The sequence below is a fragment of the Burkholderia cepacia complex sp. TUM26381 genome (genome assembly GCF_057439935.1).
The window spans coordinates 2,044,643-2,061,824 of record NZ_CM172007.1 but is presented as its reverse complement, the minus strand read 5'-3'; the positions used below and the strand labels follow the sequence as shown (position 1 = coordinate 2,061,824).

Annotated in this window: 14 protein-coding genes; 5 read left to right on the top strand and 9 right to left on the bottom strand. The window is 62.9% G+C overall.

The features are described from left to right. The first annotated feature begins 365 nt into the window (after positions 1-365). The 3 genes from ACWMMN_RS25940 to ACWMMN_RS25930 all read left to right on the top strand — a co-directional run bounded on the left by ACWMMN_RS25940 (position 366) and on the right by ACWMMN_RS25930 (position 4,543). Positions 366-2,564, top strand: coding sequence for a T6SS effector phospholipase Tle3 domain-containing protein (locus ACWMMN_RS25940; protein ID WP_486424099.1), 2,199 nt, complete (start codon positions 366-368; stop codon positions 2,562-2,564). Then, positions 2,561-4,042: a virulence factor gene (locus ACWMMN_RS25935; protein WP_226195975.1), complete on the top strand. Its 1,482-nt coding sequence runs from the start codon at positions 2,561-2,563 to the stop codon at positions 4,040-4,042. Before ACWMMN_RS25940 ends, ACWMMN_RS25935 begins: the two co-directional genes overlap by 4 nt. Positions 4,043-4,270: 228 nt before the next feature. Next, on the top strand, positions 4,271-4,543 hold the full coding sequence (locus ACWMMN_RS25930) for a hypothetical protein (protein ID WP_048251347.1): 273 nt from the start codon (positions 4,271-4,273) through the stop codon (positions 4,541-4,543). Positions 4,544-4,615: 72 nt separating this feature from the next. On the opposite strand, the gene pip is transcribed toward ACWMMN_RS25930, so the two are convergent. Continuing rightward, positions 4,616-5,548: a prolyl aminopeptidase gene (gene pip / locus ACWMMN_RS25925; RefSeq protein ID WP_059237063.1), complete on the bottom strand. Its 933-nt coding sequence runs from the start codon at positions 5,546-5,548 to the stop codon at positions 4,616-4,618. A 328-nt stretch (positions 5,549-5,876) separates the two neighbouring features. On the opposite strand from pip, the gene ACWMMN_RS25920 reads away from it, so the two are divergent. Further along, positions 5,877-7,028: an acyltransferase family protein gene (locus tag ACWMMN_RS25920; RefSeq protein ID WP_059237062.1), complete on the top strand. Its 1,152-nt coding sequence runs from the start codon at positions 5,877-5,879 to the stop codon at positions 7,026-7,028. 28 nt (positions 7,029-7,056) lie between these two features. Here ACWMMN_RS25920 and ACWMMN_RS25915 read toward each other — a convergent pair whose 3' ends face one another. Next, positions 7,057-7,875, bottom strand: a complete 819-nt coding sequence (locus ACWMMN_RS25915) for a PA3715 family protein (protein ID WP_059237061.1) — start codon at positions 7,873-7,875, stop codon at positions 7,057-7,059. 291 nt (positions 7,876-8,166) lie between these two features. On the opposite strand from ACWMMN_RS25915, the gene ACWMMN_RS25910 reads away from it, so the two are divergent. Continuing rightward, positions 8,167-8,400: a hypothetical protein gene (locus tag ACWMMN_RS25910; protein ID WP_011549124.1), complete on the top strand. Its 234-nt coding sequence runs from the start codon at positions 8,167-8,169 to the stop codon at positions 8,398-8,400. Positions 8,401-8,710: 310 nt separating this feature from the next. Here ACWMMN_RS25910 and ACWMMN_RS25905 read toward each other — a convergent pair whose 3' ends face one another. The 7 genes from ACWMMN_RS25905 to ACWMMN_RS25875 all read right to left on the bottom strand — a co-directional run bounded on the left by ACWMMN_RS25905 (position 8,711) and on the right by ACWMMN_RS25875 (position 17,182). After that, complete coding sequence (locus ACWMMN_RS25905) at positions 8,711-9,004, bottom strand: toxin-antitoxin system YwqK family antitoxin (RefSeq protein WP_256086513.1); 294 nt, start codon at positions 9,002-9,004, stop codon at positions 8,711-8,713. A 1,497-nt stretch (positions 9,005-10,501) separates the two neighbouring features. Next, positions 10,502-11,242 (bottom strand): hypothetical protein, encoded by a 741-nt coding sequence (locus tag ACWMMN_RS25900; RefSeq protein WP_486423305.1) that lies wholly within the window; start codon positions 11,240-11,242, stop codon positions 10,502-10,504. Positions 11,243-11,411: 169 nt separating this feature from the next. Next, a complete protein-coding gene (locus tag ACWMMN_RS25895; RefSeq protein ID WP_486423304.1) occupies positions 11,412-12,281 on the bottom strand; it encodes a hypothetical protein in 870 nt (289 codons plus the stop codon). 206 nt (positions 12,282-12,487) lie between these two features. Further along, entirely contained in the window at positions 12,488-13,552 is a 1,065-nt protein-coding gene (locus ACWMMN_RS25890) for a 2-aminoethylphosphonate aminotransferase (RefSeq protein ID WP_059237058.1), read from the bottom strand. Further along, positions 13,552-14,733, bottom strand: a complete 1,182-nt coding sequence (aepY, locus tag ACWMMN_RS25885; protein ID WP_342705973.1) for a phosphonopyruvate decarboxylase — start codon at positions 14,731-14,733, stop codon at positions 13,552-13,554. Before aepY ends, ACWMMN_RS25890 begins: the two co-directional genes overlap by 1 nt. Then, on the bottom strand, positions 14,730-16,418 hold the full coding sequence (aepX, locus tag ACWMMN_RS25880; protein WP_034205044.1) for a phosphoenolpyruvate mutase: 1,689 nt from the start codon (positions 16,416-16,418) through the stop codon (positions 14,730-14,732). Before aepX ends, aepY begins: the two co-directional genes overlap by 4 nt. After that, positions 16,415-17,182, bottom strand: a complete 768-nt coding sequence (locus ACWMMN_RS25875) for a phosphocholine cytidylyltransferase family protein (RefSeq protein WP_059237056.1) — start codon at positions 17,180-17,182, stop codon at positions 16,415-16,417. Before ACWMMN_RS25875 ends, aepX begins: the two co-directional genes overlap by 4 nt.

Below are 17,182 nucleotides of genomic sequence, written 5' to 3'. Positions count from 1 at the left end.
GCGACACGAATTTGACAGTCGCAACCTCGTGGCTCGGTAGAGGCTTAGTACTCGACCGTGAGACATGACCGGAATGTCGGATGACATTCGCGGCAATTTAATCAGACGGGTTCAATTTCTTAGGAAAAGAGAAAACTGCACTTGTGCGCTGGTGCGCGGATTTCCGATGATCCGGGTCTACGTTCATGTACGGTCAGCTTGAATGACTGGCGGCAGAACGGCAGAACAACACCGAACCGCGCGCAGGAGCCAGGGTGACCCAGCTTTATCCCGATCTTGAATCGACGACGGCAGAACCCGTCGCACGATCGGTCGATGCAACCGAATCAGGCCGCACCGCGACGTCACGCAAGCCTCCACCGATCATGGTCGGCCGGGGCGAAGGGGGGGCGATGTTGACAAAGGACACCCGGCTGATTTGCATCAAGCAATTGCCGTTGCCCGGTATCGTCATCTTCGTACACGGTGTGAATTCCGAAGGCGAATGGTTCGCGGCATCCGAGCAGGGACTGTGCGACGTCCTGAATCGGCGGCTCGGGCGCCTGGACGATCAACTGAAGTATCGCGGCATCGATGCCGGGCAGTTGAAGCCTGCGAAGTACACGAAAAGCGTGACGCCGGACGGATTCCTGAATCCGAAGCTGCTTGCGGACAACTACGTCAAGCCGGATCCGTCGTTTTCGCCCGTCATCCATTTCCGGTGGGGCTACCGGGCGACAGCCGAAGAGCTGAAAGAGTACGGCGACAAGATTTTCCTGAACGAGAAGGACTATTGGGGCGGCGGTCCGTTCACGAATGGCTGTGCGAGTCTGCCCGATCTTTGGCACGGGGGCCTCGACGATCGCACGGCCGGATGGATGACCGTGCAGGGTATCAATCCGACCAACCGGCCCCTGTATCGCGCGCCGCCCCGCGCGTATGGCGTGCTCGCCGCGTTGCGCCTGGCCCGGCTGATCGAGTCGATTCGTCGAATGCAGGCCGACGTCCCGATTACCGTCGTATGCCATAGCCAGGGCAATATCGTGGGCCTGACGGCCGCGTTCTTCGGCGATGCGCTGCCGGATGCCGAAGATCCCTGGGGACGCAGCGGGCATTGCGTGGCGGACGCCTACGTGCTGGCGAATGCGCCGTATAGTCTGGCGCGCGCAGACGGCCCCAACCCATCCGATACGTTCATGGATACATGGTCGCAACGCGCGACGAAGGACGGCAGCGGCCGTCGCGGACGGCAGACCTACGCCGCGCGCGCGATAACGTTCGGCACGTTTCTGTCGATCGTCGGCACGCGCAAAGCCCACGGGCTACCCGCCAGCAGGATCGATGAAGAGATGGTCAACGAGCGGGTATCACCGACAAGCAACAGGTCTTACGCGACACAAGAGGATCGTGTGCGGTACGGCCTGAATGAATCGACGTATGGGCGCGTCACGGCCTATTGCTGCCCGCACGATCAGGTGATTTCGGCGGTGACGGTGCAAGGCATCGGCTGGCGCGGCATCGGCAAGCACGAACTCGACGATATCGGTGCGGCTGGCGTTCTGACGCAGCGCGTCTTTGCGTCTGGTTTCCCGGTTGGCGTGCAGAAGCCCTACCGGTATTGGGAAGATGACTGGCGGCGCGTGCAGAAGGGAAAGACGTCGGGATTCTGGTATCCGCCTTCGCCACCCGCCAAATTCAATCTCGTCGGTGCGCTCAAAGGGAACGAGACTGTCTGGGGCGTGGCGGCGACGCTAGCAACTGCGCCGCTCATGTTCGTCGTGACCGGGATCAGTTCGGCGTTGAATATGCTCCGCGTGAATGCCGATCCGCCGAAGGGCTGGACCGTGGTGGCGGACGCCCCGGCACTTGACGAGCCGTTCCAGCCGAAGGCGTTGCGGTTCGGCCAGCCGGTCGAAACGAAGGACGGCGACGCGACAAGCGATTTCAACGAAGGCAATGATCCGCCCGCTGCATGGCGCGACGCGAGCAAGACCGATACCGACAAGCGGGCCGACGATCCGTACGATCAGTACAAGGCAAGGAATCAGGACAGCGTCGCGCAAGGGACGGCAGAGAGTGAAGCCGGACAGCGCTATGAGGACCGCGCGCTGATGCGGATGGGGGCGCGGCGGACACTGAACACGGATTGGCTCGATGGCGAAGGCCGCGTGATCGGCGAGGACGGCAAGAGCGCAATGCCCGATGGCTACAAGGAATGGCGCGACAAGCAAATTGTCGATTGGCTCGATCGTGGCTCGACCAACAGCCCGACGAACCACTCCACGACGATGACCAATCCGGAGCATGCTGAAAAGGCGCTTGCGTACGACGTCGCGGTCGGGCTTTGCTATCTGACGCCGGATCAGCTCTACGACTTGCGGATTGAGGCAGATTGGAGGATGGGGGACGGCGTCCCCGATGACAATCCGAACAAGAAGTACTACGACTATTTTGCACGTGGTGAACTTGACGATCTATCGATACAGGATTGGATACATGAGGAGAACAGCGAAGGCAGGATGCCGACCGCAATCGTGGATGAACGCGAAGGGCAGTTTTATCTGAAGGTCGGTAGGGCGGTATGAAGGCGCTGATCGCTACATGGCCGCGACGTGTCGCTGTTGCGGTCGCAGCATGGACGATCGCGGCCCTGGTCATGGCCTCGCTGATGGCGCACGTAGAACAACCAGATCCAACACAATTGGAAGTAGGAGATTGGATGAAGCGATTTGTCGTTGTGCCCAGCCTGGTGGCGCTCATGGCGTTTCTGTTCACGACGGCCATAGTGCGTTCGGCACATTCCGCACCTGTCCCGGAGCCAGCGTCAAATGCAACCCCGACTGCAGAAGCGCCAGCGAAGCCATTTGTTGCACAGGTTGTCGGCCTGATCTGGTTGAATCCGTTGCAACGCATGGACTACCCAACCGAATGGCAATTGTTGTGGACACAGGGGCTTGCCGCGCCGAATACGAACGATGACATGGTTCGCACCGATCCGAAGTCATTTGCGAAGCTTCAATCAATTGGCGCGCTGGTATACGGTAATCGTGGAACGGAGACGTTCAAGGGTTTCTATCACAAGTACATGTACAAGTTTCCGCTGCTGCTTCGCTCACGCTATGCGAGCAACGCGAAATATTTCTACACGGTAAAACCTGACAATAAACACGACTGGCGCGAATTGGCTGGCATCCGTGTCGAACTTGCCATTCCGGAGCGACTTGACGCAACCGAGTCGCAAAGCTACTTGCGGGACTCAATTCGAAAGACCTTCTCGATCGGTAATCCAAATTTCCCGACGATGTGGAGCAGCGGCACGCTCCCCGATGTACAAATCACGCAAGGCGGTGCGAACGCCGGCTTCACATCGCTGAACAAGGCGTTGGACTACTTGCAGGCGAACCCCGACAAGAGCGTCTGGGTAATGAACTGGGATGCACCGAGCTTCCCGCCCACGGATGCGCAGATCAACGAAAACCTTGTCGTGCTGTTTCTCACGGGCCCAACCTTCAACACCGAGCGCGAACCGCTCGCCTGGATCGGCCGGGCCGCAACCGGCAACTCGCGTGACTTTCCGCCGAAGGTTGGCACGACGCGCATCGTGCAGGCGTGGAAGGCGACCATCGATCGAGCCGCACGCAATGCCGGTGTCGCGGTACCGGACCTCCATTTCATCGTTCACGACGCAGGTACAGGCAGCAATGCATCGTCGGCACGTCTTGCCGCGCTCGCCCAGACCTTGACGGAAACGATTCCCGAATACGACCACTCGAAGCAGTCGTTCAACACGGCCGCACTCCTCGGTGACATGGGTACAGGGAGCGCATTGACCGATGTTGCGCTCGCGATCGGGCGGATCAACCACTATGGCGGAAATGCGCTGGTCGCCGGTACGACCGATCCAGACCATCCGGTCGCGGTCGTCGTTTTGCCACCGTCGACGCTTACGACGATCGATCCGGACAAGGACTGGTTCCGCGCACGCGGCGGAAACAACGCCTACCTGCCGTGGTGGGGACGCCGGCACGACACCGACTACGGCATGCAGGGCTATTCGTGGTGAGTGTTGGCAGTGCAACGGCCGGCTGGTTTGGCTCTCCACCATGCTCGTCCGAGCGGCGCCGGATACCGGGCCGGTGCTTTAAGTCTTCGTTAATACTGCACGCCTAGCATGGTGATGCCGGTGAACGGTCCGGACCCTGGTCCGGCGCGCCGGCGGCACGCGCGGGTGCGTCGACGTCACGGCGCCGCGCCGTCGCGCGTCACCCTGTCCTTGCAACGGCGGCAGACCATGATCAAGCACTTCGACTACACGCTCGGCAGCGAGACGATTGCACTCTGCGCGAGTTTCGGCGCGGGGCCGGCGCTGCGCCGCGTGCTCGTGAGCCGCGCGGATTCGATGGAAACGCTGGTCGTGCTCGACGCGCGCGGCCTGTCGGGCTTGCTGAAGGTGGCGACCGAAGAACCGGAGGGGCTGCTCGACGACGCGATCCGCAAGGTCGGAGACGAACAACTCGTCGAGCGGGCAATCAGCGGCAGGACGATCGTCGAAACCGCGCTCTGACCGGGCGGCGCGTGGGCGTGCCGGCAGGCACGGCAGCACGCGCCGCGCCGCGTTGTGTTGCGCTTGTGCGGACTACGCGGCGAACCTGTCCGTCGCCGCGATCAACGCTTCCAGGATCCCCGGTTCGTTGTATGCGTGCCCGGCGCCGGGCACGATCTCGAACGTCGCCTCCGGCCACGCCTTCGACAGTTCCCACGCGGTGCGTGCGGGCGTCGCGACGTCATAGCGGCCTTGCACGATCACGCCCGGAATGCCGGCGAGGCGATGGGCGTCGCGCAGCAACTGACCTTCCTCGACGAAGCCCTTGTTCACGAAGTAGTGGTTTTCGATCCGCGCGAACGCGAGCGCGTAGTGGCCGTCCGCGAAATGCGCGGCGAGCCTGGGATCGGGCAGCAGCGTGATCGTGCGGCCTTCCCAGATGCTCCATGCGCGCGCGGCTTCGAGCTTGGCGACTTCGTCGTCGCCGGTCAGGCGGCGATGATAGGCGGCCATCAGGTCGCTGCGCTCGGCTTCCGGAATCGGCGCAAGGAAGTCTTCCCACAGATCGGGGAACAGCCACGATGCGCCTTCCTGGTAGTACCACAGCAGTTCTGCGCGGCGCATCGTGAAGATGCCGCGCACGATCAATGCGCTCACGCGTTCGGGGTGCGTTTCCGCGTACGCGATCGACAGCGCGCTGCCCCACGATCCGCCGAACACGAGCCATTGCTCGGCGCCGACCATCTCGCGCAGGCGTTCGATATCGGCGACCAGATGCCACGTCGTGTTGTTCTCGAGGCTCGCATGCGGCGTCGAGCGCCCGCAGCCGCGCTGGTCGAACAGCAGGATGTCGTAGCGCTCGGGATCGAACAGGCGGCGATGGTCGGGGCTGCAGCCGGCGCCGGGGCCGCCGTGCAGGAACACGGCGGGTTTGCCGGCCGGGTTGCCGCAGCGCTCCCAGTAGATGCGATGGCCGTCGCCGGTATCGAGGTGGCCGTGGGCGTAAGGTTCGATCGGTGGGTACACAGGCAGGCTCCGGGTGAGGGTCGACAGGGGGCGGGCGAGGCGCGGGCCGGTGCGCGGGCGGGTACGGTACGTCGGGTGTTGCTGCGCCGCAAAAATCGTTGCGTGGGCATCGGTCCGGCCGCCGCCGGGCAAGGCTAGTCATTATGCCCATTCGCCGCGCCGGACGTCGGGGCGTTGCGGCGCAGCGGTGCCTCCGGTATTTGCCCCGGGGATTTTTGAAGCAATTTCATTCCGATATTTTTCATACAAAATCCCGGCGGCATATCGGCGTGCCAGTCGGCGCGCCGGCCATCTCCTGCTCCTTTACCGTGCCAACGGGAACCAGCCGATGAACCATCGCGTCACGCAGTTGACCGGGTTGCGCGCCGTCGCGGTCGCGATGGTGGTGGTCGGACACGCCGAGCATGTACTGCCGGGCGGCTATACGGGCTGGTACGCGCCGTTGCGGCTGATCGCCGACGGCCGGCTCGGTGTGCTGATCTTCTTCGTCCTGAGCGGCTTCCTGATTACCAACGTGCTGCGCGCCGAGTTCGCGCGCACCGGCGGCATCGCGCTGACGTCGTTCTATGTGCGCCGCGCGTTGCGGATCTGGCCGGCTTGCTATGTCTATCTCGCGGCCGTCGCGATCGTGGCGTTTGCCGGCTGGTTCGACGTCGATCGCCGGCAGTGGCTGTATGCGGCGCTGCACCTGTGGAATTACTCGGCGTGGTTCGGGCTGACCGGCGACAACGCGCTGCATCCGGACGGTGCGTGGTATCTCGGCCATTTCTGGTCGCTCGCGCTCGAGGAACAGTTCTACTGGTTCTGGCCGCTGCTGTTTGGGTTCGGCATGCGCCGCCCTGGCACGCGCTGGCTGGCCGCGCTGATCCTGATCGTGCCGCTGGTGCGCGCCGTCACGTATTTCGTTGCGCCTGCGCTGCGCGGGCAACTCGGGATGATGCTCCACACCGGTGTCGATCCGATCCTGATCGGCTGCTATGCATCGCTCAACCGCGAACGGCTCGAAGCGTGGATCGGCTCGTGGCGCGGCGAGGCGCGCATCGTGACGGCGCTCGTTTTCATCGTGCTGCTCGGGATGCCGCTCGCCGAACATCGGCTCGGCGGGTTCTGGAATGCGACGTATGGTGTGACGCTCGAAGCCGCGCTGATCGCGATCGTGATCGTCGTGCTGAATTTCCGCAGCGAGTTCTGGTGCGCTCGCTGGCTGCGCGCGCGGCCGGTGGTGTTCGTCGGCACGATCTCGTTCAGCCTCTATCTGTGGCAGCAGCCGTTCGCGAACCCGGATCTGGCGGTTCCGCACGCGTTTCCGCTTGGCATCGTGTGGGCGCTGCTGGCCGCGACGGCCAGTTACTTCCTCGTCGAGAAACCGTTCCTGCGGTTGAAGGATCGCTATACCGCGCGCGAGGTGCGACGCGTGCGGGATGACGCGTTGCGGATGCCGGCGTCGGGCGATGCGATCGGGCCGAAGGTGGTGGAGTAGGCGGGCGGGGCGGCGGCGGGCCCCAGTCTCACTTGAAGCGCTTCATCGCGGCGGGGGAATACCAGAAGTTTCGGAACATATCGATGCCGTATGACTTGCCGTCGTAACGGACGACCGTGCGTGCAGTGCGTTTGCCCGCGTCCGAGTAGTCGTGGTCCTTGCGTTGGCTCCTGGTGATATGTGCAGTGATCGACAGATCTGCGAAACCGTGGCTGGCGGTCTTTTCGACGGCGATCGTCATGCGGGCGTCTTCGCTGACCGCGTCACCCAAACTGGCGCTGCAAGCCGCGCCTTCAACACTGACCCAGCCGTAGAGATTGGTGCCGAACACCGGACGGATACGGTTGCCTTCGCGCACCCACAGCGTCAATTCTTCGCTGGCGTCGGCATCGGGACAGCTCGGCCCGCGCGCGCTGCTCGTGAACACGACGCCGAATGCGCGCACCTCGGGAGACAGCCGGTACGGCGCCGTGTCGATTCGATAGCTGTTCTCGCCGATCTGGGTCGCTGCGTCTTCCTGAACCTCCGACCGCTCAGCTGCCACGACCTTGCCGCCTTCGACTAACGCGATGATCTGCAGCTTGCTGCTTTCGTCCGGGTTCTTGCTCTTTGGCAGCGAATCGAACGCAACGGCCGCGATCGTCGTTTCCGGCGCGTTCGGCATGACCTTGCACGCCGACGCGACGACGAGCCGGTCCGCGTCGCGCGTGGCGATGCGGGCGCTGGCGATGCCGGCCCAACGGGCGATGGTCGTGACGGTGTCGTCGCCGCACGGCTGGCTGTCGGTGGCGTGAACGACGGGGGCGGCGGCGAGCGCCAGTAATGGGGCGAAGCGCAGGATTCTCATTGTCGCGATCGGAAATGTTTCTTCATGGATGTTCGTGGGTGTTGCCTGCCGACCCTGAATGGCCCTTTAGATTTATCCAAAGCGGCCAATCGTTGTGACCTGCAGCGGGATTTTGTAGCCACGCTCGATGAGTATCTTGGCCTCGGCGCGACTGCGGAATCATTCCCGATTTAATCGCTTCTCCCACAGCGTGCCGTTGGAACCTTCAACGGAGTCGTTCTGCCAAGGGCGGCAAGAACGGACACAGCGTGTACGATCTGGTCTTCAAGAAAACCATCCAAGGAGAGAGGAATGAATCCGGAACAGGCCCGAGCCGAAGAAACCCAGGCGATGGAGCGCATGGTGGCCGCCACGCTGCGCGTGCAGAGTACGTTCGCCTCGATGCAAAAGCAATTTCCGCCGCAAGGCAGCGGCGAGCCTTCGCCGTTCGCGCTGCAAACCTTCGATGCCGCCCTGCAGGAACTTGAAGACGCACAGGCCGCGTTCGATGCGCTGCTGAACGATCTGATCGACGGTAACCGCTAAAGGCTACGCCCTTACCTTGTCTGCACCGATTGTCGACGATCTAAAAAGCAGTGTCGAACGGCCGTTTGTGGCCGGCAGCCGCCGCTTGCCCCCCAGCACCTGGCCGGATGGCAAACTTCGGACGATCCCGTCCAGCCCACTGGTAAACTCGGGCAGCCAAAGCAACTTTCCCCGGTCACATGAGCACGCAACCCGCAGCAGCACGTGCACCCGTCACTCCAATGATGCAGCAGTACCTGCGCCTTATCTGACAAAGGTTGGCGTAGAAAGTTACGCTGAGACCTACGCTCGCCGCTGTCGAGATCGGCCGTCACTTCATCTCGCGTTGCCCTTCAGCATCCCAATACGTCCAGTTCTCGGCTTCGGTTCCGTGATCGTAGTCCCCAAGGGCGGCTAGTTGTCCGTTTGGATGGAAATCCTTCCAGACTCCGTGCTCAACGCCGTGTTCGTAGGTTCCTTCAGACGCGAGAGTGCCGTCCTCTCTGTATTCAACGAAGAGGCCGTGCCGAATCCATCGCCGCCCATCAGCAGCCATGTATCTGCTGTAGCGGTATCTCAGCGCACTGCTTGGATACAAAACTTCCGCGATATTCAATTCCGCCATTGCGCCCCCCTTACCTACATCTGACGAGCGAGCTCATCATTGCTTTTCGCGATCCAGAGAAAGATCCATCCGAGCCCCCCGAAGATAACTTGAAATAGGATCACACCTGTAACTAGAACCGGCCACGGATCTCGACGGTGGATCATTGATACGGCAGCTAGTACAAGCGGAAAGCAGATCAGGCCCCATCCTAACAGACGTGCATTTCGTGCTCGTTCACGCACTCGTTGAGCCGTGAGCCCGCTTGCCAGGGCAAACTGAGCGCGGTTCAGACCTTGCGCCCGCGACTTGCGCCAACTATTCCATCGAACTATCGCCGAAATCAGGATTGCGGCGACGAAACCGAGTTGCCCGATAGAGGGTCCATTAGCGTTCATGATGGGAAAGTAGGCAGCCGTGCAAGCCGCCGCGTTGACTCGATGATGCAATTCTTGCCGATCCGGTACCGATTGTCGAATTGCCTTAGTTGGCCAAATGACTAGATTCGCGCGGCGCAGTCAGTGCCACTGGTAAACTCGGGCAGCCATAGCAACTTTTCCCGGTCACATGAGCACGCAACCCGCAGCAGCACGTGCACCCGTCACCCCAATGATGCAGCAGTACCTGCGCCTTATCTGACAAGGTCCGACGCACAAAGCTACGCTGAAACCTACGCCCGCACTTTTATGGATGGGCCGCTACCGACCCGTTACGGTCCTTCGGCGCCATCAAGCTTTGGGTATCCTTGATCCGCAAAGCGGACGATCACGATTGGTGGGGCCGGGAATGCCCGGTAAGAAGGGTTTCCTCTCGCCCGAGCGAGTCATCGCCCCAACACCGCACCCGTGTTCGGCAACATGCACCCAACGAAGCGATTCATGGCGAGTGCATCCTAACTCCACGGAATATGCGCGATACCTTCCGATTTATCTTCGTCGTAGTCATTTTCTTTGGTTCCGGGCTCCAGGCTGTGCGGTGGCTGTCCGGCTGGAAGGATCTTGAGCCGTACAAGACGAGGCGGGATGCCCCGAACGAAAGGCAAATCTCCAATGGATCCTATCGCTGGGTTTCATGCCGAATAAAATGGACCAGCTTCGCTGTGGCCGTTGAACTCTATCCTCAACACTTATGGCTACGACCCAGCTTTCCATTGAACTTGCGACTTCCCGCGATCTCCATACCCTGGGATGCCATCAGCGCATCACAAAGACAGATGTTCTTTTTACGCACGGTCACGTTACGTATCCACGGTTGCGCTACTGGGTTGCGCTTTTACGGCGCGGTAGGCCAGCGAATTCTGGCTGAAGTTGAAGCACAAAGGGCAAGGAATATCGCGCCTAAACCTGATAATCGCGTCGAGGGTCGCACAGGCTTTTGAATTTGCTGGCATCCTGTCGAATGATCGCTTTCAGTAGGAGCCGGGTGCTGCCACGGGTAAGTCCAGCGACTGCTCCTGGCCGGCAGGCGACGGCGAGATCGATGCAGCCGACCAGGTGGGATCGCGACTAGTCCTGGCGATTAGTCAGCTCGGTGCCACCGACCTGACTTGTCACACACGCTGACTCTTTCATCATTCAGCCGGACTTGCTCCTCATTTACCTTCAGCGAGGTCGAAAGATCAATGTCGAAGGCGACATTGAGTGCCTGCCTGACATGGATAGTCTCAACGGGAAGCTCCCAGGTCAGGAATAGCTGAGTGCAATCCTGGTCGGGCGGGAAGTCGTCCACGTCAAAACCGCTGCTGCCGCGCCGAATGACGCCATGAGACTGGCAGGTATCGAATATCAGAACCGAACCGCGGGTCAGGGGGATTCGAAGACCCAACGACGGAAAGTGTACGTCCTGACCCTTATCCTCGCTCAGGAAGAGATTGCAGAAGGCTGCGCCGCCATACTGCTCTCCGTCGTGGTGATACCTCGCGCCGCGGCAAGCCATGAGAGCGACGTCACTGGAGGCAAGTACTCCGGGCAGTCCAAGCTTGCTCGCCCAATCAGCCACTGCCTGCACGCAGTGCGAGTAGTCCGGCCAGCGCGCTCGTGCTCGTGCCAGAGGTAACGCCTCAACATCCCCAGGTTCCAGGGTCATGCGGGACGAAATCTCCCTGGCCCAATCCGCGAGCAGACGCGCCGGCGGCTCTGGCACGTCGACCGTGCCGGACAGCACGATGTCACTTACGCGCCGACTGCGGATGGCGTCGCCGCTCCAGAAATAGGAGGTGAGGACGTTTTGGGGCTGGGGTTGCAGGGAAGGGTAGCTCATTTGTTGCAGTGTAAAGCGGCTACCTTGGTCGCCGTGCCATCTCGCGCCAGCGAATGGCGCTTCCCGACCCAAAGCAGACGTCGTGCATTGCGCATGTTCAACTACACCCCGCCAAACGGGCCAGTGGCGGCGCCCGCGGGGTTAGGAGGTGCATGCTCGACCTGAGCGCTCACCTACAGACGTCCGCCAAGCGGATCCAGTCTGGACGCGGCGCCATAAACGGTTCGTGGTTTAGAGGAAGGACGGGGACCTCGTTGTTCCCAAACCGGTGCCGCGAGTTGAGCACCTGTCGATACACGTTGTAGACGCCCAAACCACCGTTCACCGGCAAGACGATGTTGAAGTACATGACGATGGCTACGACGCGCTTCGTTCCGCGCAGGAAGTCGAGCGCAGCTTGCTCCAGTATCGCAATTAGCGGCTTGATGTCGCCGTCGGGCGCCCAGGATTGCGGAAACTTGAGGAAGAATGCTCCCATTTGATCATTTGGCAGCTGTGTGCGCCCAGCTTTGAGGGTGTTCAGGATCGCGCTCGCACTGGGGGTGAGGTTGCTCTCAACTTTGCACTTGACGTCCGCACATACCTTGCCCGCTGGCGTCACGATCTCCAGGTCGTAGCTGCTGCCGCGGGGGCCGCCAGGTGTCACGAAATTGAACTGCGAACCTGCCAAAGCCAGCATCTTGCCCACCTCAAGCTCGGCAAAGCGGTCTTCGATGTGGCCCGACTTCATCGCGCGGAGAACGTCGATCAAGCCCGGAACCTTCTGAAGGTTGATGATGGTCTCGGCGAGATCAACCACGCGCGCGCGATGCAACGCCTCGTCTCCAGCTGCCGCCTCGAGATTGCGAAAGAAGGGGGATTGATCATCACTGGCTAGTACGTGACGGTCCACCCAGCCGTTGCCAAAGGTCGAGTTCAGGACTCTCACCGCCAAGGTATAGACGTGGTTCGCCGACGACTCGTTGGGCAGCGCTTCACGCACCTCTCGTGCGTACTGGCGGAACTGTTCGATCATTGAAGGCAGCGGCGGCGATGTCATGTCATTCTTCTGGAAGGAAGATGAGCGGATTCTCCTCGACGCTCATCTGGCGGTACATCCGACAGCATAACTTGCAATGACAGTTATGCCTCTGATGTCTGCTTTTGGCCGAATGGCGACAGCGTGTCTCATCTCCCGCCGAAATTTGCGAAGAACAAGAAAAAAGGCCCTTGCGGGCCTTTCATAGACGAAGGTACGAGCAACGCTTACCGCGTCAGCGCCGTAAACCCTTCCAGCAACCGCTCAACATCAGCCGCTTGAATCGCGCCCATCGTCGAAATCCGGAACAGCTCCTTCGACAACCCGCCTTGCCCCGCGTAGATCACGAAGCCACGCGCCTTCAGCCCGTCGTGCAGCGTCTCGTACGTGACGCCTTGCGGCAGCCGATACGCGCGCAGCACGACCGACGAAGCACCTTCCGGCAGCACCAGCGGCATTCCGCGCGCCGCCAGCCCGGCCTGCGCCTGATCGGCGAGCGCCTTGTAATGCGCGTGCCGCGCACGCCAGCCGCCAGCCTCGTCAAACTCGCGCAGTGCCTCGACAAGCGCGTAATACGCGTGCACGGAAGGCGTAAACGGCGTATTCCGCTGATCCTGCAGCTTCGCGAGACGACCGAGATCGAGGTAGTAAGTCCGGCTCGCAGCCTTCGCGAGCGCGCTGCGACGCACGATCACGAACGCTGCGCCCGGTACGCCATGCAGGCACTTGTTCGCCGTCGCAGCAACAGCGTCGATATCGCCGCCTGCAAAATCGATCGCTTCCGCGCCAAAGCTGCTGACGCCATCAACGAGCATCTTCACGCCACGCGCACGGCAGACTTCCGCAATCGCGCCGAGGTCGTTCAGCCGGCCCGTCGTCGTTTCGTGATGAATCACGGCGACGTGCGTATAACCGCCCGCATCGAGTCGCGCGCCGATCTGCGCGAGATCGGGCGCCTGCATCCACTCATGCTTCAGCACGTCGTGCGCGATCCCGTACTGCGTCGCGATCTGCGTGATCCGCTCGCCGTACACGCCGTTCTCGATCACGAGCAGCTTGCCGTCCTGCGGCACCAGCGCCGCGATCATGCTCTCGACGGCGGCCGTGCCCGAACCCGTCATCAGCACGGCCGACCATTCGGCCGGATCGAGCTCGTACGCGGCGACGAGGCGCGCACGCGCCTCATCCTGCAGATCGAAGAATTCGCTTTCGCGATGGCACAGATCGGGTTGCAGCAGGCTGCGGCGCACGCGTTCCGTGAGCGTGACCGGGCCGGGGTTCAGCAGCAGCATCAAAGGGCTCCTTCAACGTGGGCTTCGGTCTGCGCGGCGCCGATGTGCCGCATCAGACGGGTCTTGACCTCGACCGGCGTGACGGTCGGGCGGGGCAGGCCGTCGGGCACGCCCGTGCGGATCGCAACGCGCACGAACCGTGCACCATCGCTCGACTCAGCCAGCGTCGTATCGAGCACGTCGAGCGTGTCGCTTTCGACCGCCGACGCATAGCCGCACGCGGCAGCGACGCCCGCGAACGACACATGCTGCGACACCGTCGCCTGGCCACCCGTCGATTCGTGCGCGCCGTTGTCGAGAAGCACGTGCGTGAGGTTGGCCGGGCCGTAGGTGCCGAGCGTCGCGAACACGCCCATCCGCATCAGCGCGGCGCCGTCGCCGTCGACGGCCACCACGTGCAGGTCGGGGCGCGCGAGCGCGAGGCCGAGCGCGAGCGGCGTCACGCAGCCCATCGAGCCGACCATGTACAGCTGGTTCGGGCGATCGTCGAGCGCATAGAGTTCGCGGCCGCAGAAACCGGTCGATGCGAGCACGACGGTCGAATCGACCGGCGTGTGTGCGATCACGCGCTTCAATGCGTCGTGACGGGTCGGCCACGCATCGGCCGACGCTGCGCGCGACGACGATTGCGCGGCGACGTGTGCACGCGGCCGCACGGCCGGGTTCGCCTTCAGTTCATACGGCGCGACGCTGCCTTTCTGCATCACGAGCGCGTACGGGCGGCCCGTCGCGTCCATGTGCGCGATCGCGCGGTCGAGTGCCGGGCCGACCTGTTCGGGGTCGGTCGGGAACGTCTCCCACGGGATCTCCATCGTGTCGAGCATCGCGGGCGTGATCGGGCCCATCAGCGCATGCTGCGGCTCGTCGGCCACGCCCGGCTGCCCGCGCCACGTGACGATCAGCAGCTGCGGCAGGCGAAACGTCCAGGTCAGCGACGTGAGCGGGCTCACCGCGTTGCCGAGCCCGGAGTTCTGCATCATCGCGATCCCGCGCTTGCCGCCGAGCGTCGCGCCCGCGATCAGCGCGACCGCGTCGCCTTCGTTCGCGGCCGACACGTAGTTCAGCGTCGGGTCCTGCAGCACGTAATTGATGAACGGCGTCAGGTACGAGCAGGGCACGCCCGCGTACCAGTCGAAGCCGCGTTCGCGCGCGGCCTCGACGAACTGGGCCGCTTCGATCATTGCGCCCCCCCGTTGCCGGCGCCCGGTTCGGACAGCGGCGTCTGGCCGTGCGCGAAGTCGCCCGCGCGGCGGAAGTCTTCGAGATCGTTGACGCCGCGCCAGTGGCCGTGCACGTATTGCACTTCGATCTTCTCGCCGGCGGCGATCAGTTCGTTGAGCAGCGACGGGATGTCGAGCGTGTCGAAGTCGGGGCGTGCCTGCAGCGTCGCGAGCATCGCCTTCAGGCGATCGACACCGGCGCCGCGCACGTTCAGCAGGCCGATCCAGCGGCCGTGCGGCGTGCCCGCGGCGACGTCGCTCGACACGCGTTGCAGGTAGGTCTTCTGGCCGAACAGGCCGCGATCGTCGGCAGCCGAGCACAGCGCGAAGTCGCGCACGCTCTGGTTCGACGGCTCCGTCAGCGACGAATCGACGACGACGCTGAATTCGGCCTCGCTCTCCGCGAGGTCGCGCAGGATGTAGCTGCGGAACAGCAGGTCGCCGTACGAGATCACGGTGTCGCCCGTCAGGCGCTCGGCCGCGCATGCGAGCGACGCGAGTTCGCCCGTCTGCGCATGGCGCTCGTTGACGACGAGCTTGATGCCCGACGTGTCGATCGCGTCGGCGCGGTAACCGCCGACCACGGTGATGTCGTTCACGCCTTGCTTCTTGAAGCCGTCGACGAGCCAGCGCAGCAGCGGCTTGCCGGCAACCGGCAGCATGACCTTCGGCTTGTCTTCGGTAACGGCTTCGAGGCCCTTGCCGCGGCTGGCGGCGAGCACGACCGCCGCGTTCGACGCGCGCGACGACGACGACAGGTAGATGCGCTCGGCCGCCGAGTACTCGTCGGCGTCCTGCAGGCGGAAGATTTCGTTGACCGATGCGACGCGGTCTTCGACGTTGATCAGCGTTTCGTTCTCGTGGATCTCGCGCGCGACGGCCTGCATCGCCGACGCGGACGCGCGGATCAGGTGGTTCGCCCAGATCACGGTGCTGATGCCGGCCTGGCGGAACACGTCGGTCGGCGTGCTGTAGTACTTGGTCGGCACGATCACGAGCGGCGCCTTGCCGCTCCATTCGCGCGCGAACTGCAGGATCTCGTCCGGACGCGACAGCTTGCTGTGGATCAGGATCGCGTCGGCGCCGGCTTCCGCATACGCGTTCGCGCGGCGCAGCGCCTCGTCCATCCCCCAGCCCGCGATCAGCGCCTCGACGCGCGCGACGATCGAGAAGTCGGGATCGGTCTGCGAGTCCTTGCCGGCCTTGATCTTGCCGCAGAATTCGTCGATCTCGGCGAGCGGCTGGCGTTCGCCGTCGATGAAGCTGTTGGTCTTCGGAAACTGCTTGTCTTCGATACAGACGCCCGCGATGCCGCGCTGTTCGAGCTTTTTCACGAGGCGGCGCACGTTGTTGAAGTTGCCGTAGCCGGTGTCGCCGTCGAGCAGGATCGGCAGGTCGCTTGCGTCGGCCATGAATTCGAGCACGTCGACGACCTGCGTCCAGCTCGCTTCGTTGTTGTCGCGTACGCCGAACTGCGCGGAGATCGCGAGGCCCGATGCCCAGATGCCCTTGAAGCCGGCTTCGCGGACGATTCGCGCGGACAGGCCGTTGTGCGCTTCCATCAGGAATTCGAGGTCGCTGCTGACGAGCATGCGGCGCAGGCGTGCGCTGCGCGATTCGGTGAAGTTGGGTTCGCGTGCGTTCATCGTGCGGCTCCTGCGGTGGTGCGTTGAATCAGGGGGAGGATTTCTTGCGTGGCGCGGGCGACGTCGTTCGGGAAGTCGATCTCGATCCACGGCGAACCGGTGACGTCGGCGACGTCGAACGAATGACCGCCTTCGAGCAGCAGGTCGCGCACGGCTTCTTCGTGCGGCATGTTTGCGCGGCCGCTGTCGACGTAGCCCGCGACGATCGTCGCGAGGCGCCGCGCGGTACCTTCGGTGAAGCGGAAGAAGCCGACCGATTCGCCGATCGTGTCGTATTCGAGATCGACCGCGAGCTGCTTGCGCAGTTCGACCGGCACGCCGTTCTTCAGGCACAGCTTGACGGGCTCGTCGCCGGCTTCGAAGTCGCGGTCGATCAGCAGGCGGTCGACCGTCTTGTCGGAATCGGCCACCAGCGCGTGCAGGATGTTCTCGTCGTACAGCACGTCCGCGTCCATCAGCAGCACGTCGCCCCCGCGCGTCATCGCATCGGCGACGGTATGCACGGTCAGCACGCTGCCGAGGTCGTAGCGGTCGTTGATGACGATCTCGGCCTGGCGGCCGAGGCGCTTCAGTTCCTGCTCGACCTTCTCGTGCTGAAAGCCGAGCCCGAGCACGATCTCGTCGACGCCCGCGGCGTCGAGTACGCGCAGATGGCGCTCGAGCAGCGAAACGTCGTCAAAGCGCAGCAGGCACTTCGGGAACTGCGCTTCGGGCGGTTGTTGCAGGCGCAAGCCGAGGCCTGCCGCAAGAATGATGGCTCGCAT

Coding starts and splice junctions, on each gene's coding strand:
- ACWMMN_RS25895 (WP_486423304.1), bottom strand. CDS start 12,281: ATGACATCGCCGCCGCTGCCTTCAATGATCGAACAGTTCCGCCAGTAC.
- ACWMMN_RS25940 (WP_486424099.1), top strand. CDS start 366: ATGGTCGGCCGGGGCGAAGGGGGGGCGATGTTGACAAAGGACACCCGG.
- ACWMMN_RS25935 (WP_226195975.1), top strand. CDS start 2,561: ATGAAGGCGCTGATCGCTACATGGCCGCGACGTGTCGCTGTTGCGGTC.
- ACWMMN_RS25900 (WP_486423305.1), bottom strand. CDS start 11,242: ATGAGCTACCCTTCCCTGCAACCCCAGCCCCAAAACGTCCTCACCTCC.
- ACWMMN_RS25890 (WP_059237058.1), bottom strand. CDS start 13,552: ATGCTGCTGCTGAACCCCGGCCCGGTCACGCTCACGGAACGCGTGCGC.
- ACWMMN_RS25875 (WP_059237056.1), bottom strand. CDS start 17,182: ATGCGAGCCATCATTCTTGCGGCAGGCCTCGGCTTGCGCCTGCAACAA.
- aepY (WP_342705973.1), bottom strand. CDS start 14,733: ATGATCGAAGCGGCCCAGTTCGTCGAGGCCGCGCGCGAACGCGGCTTC.
- ACWMMN_RS25905 (WP_256086513.1), bottom strand. CDS start 9,004: ATGGCGGAATTGAATATCGCGGAAGTTTTGTATCCAAGCAGTGCGCTG.
- ACWMMN_RS25910 (WP_011549124.1), top strand. CDS start 8,167: ATGAATCCGGAACAGGCCCGAGCCGAAGAAACCCAGGCGATGGAGCGC.
- ACWMMN_RS25915 (WP_059237061.1), bottom strand. CDS start 7,875: ATGAGAATCCTGCGCTTCGCCCCATTACTGGCGCTCGCCGCCGCCCCC.
- ACWMMN_RS25930 (WP_048251347.1), top strand. CDS start 4,271: ATGATCAAGCACTTCGACTACACGCTCGGCAGCGAGACGATTGCACTC.
- aepX (WP_034205044.1), bottom strand. CDS start 16,418: ATGAACGCACGCGAACCCAACTTCACCGAATCGCGCAGCGCACGCCTG.
- ACWMMN_RS25920 (WP_059237062.1), top strand. CDS start 5,877: ATGAACCATCGCGTCACGCAGTTGACCGGGTTGCGCGCCGTCGCGGTC.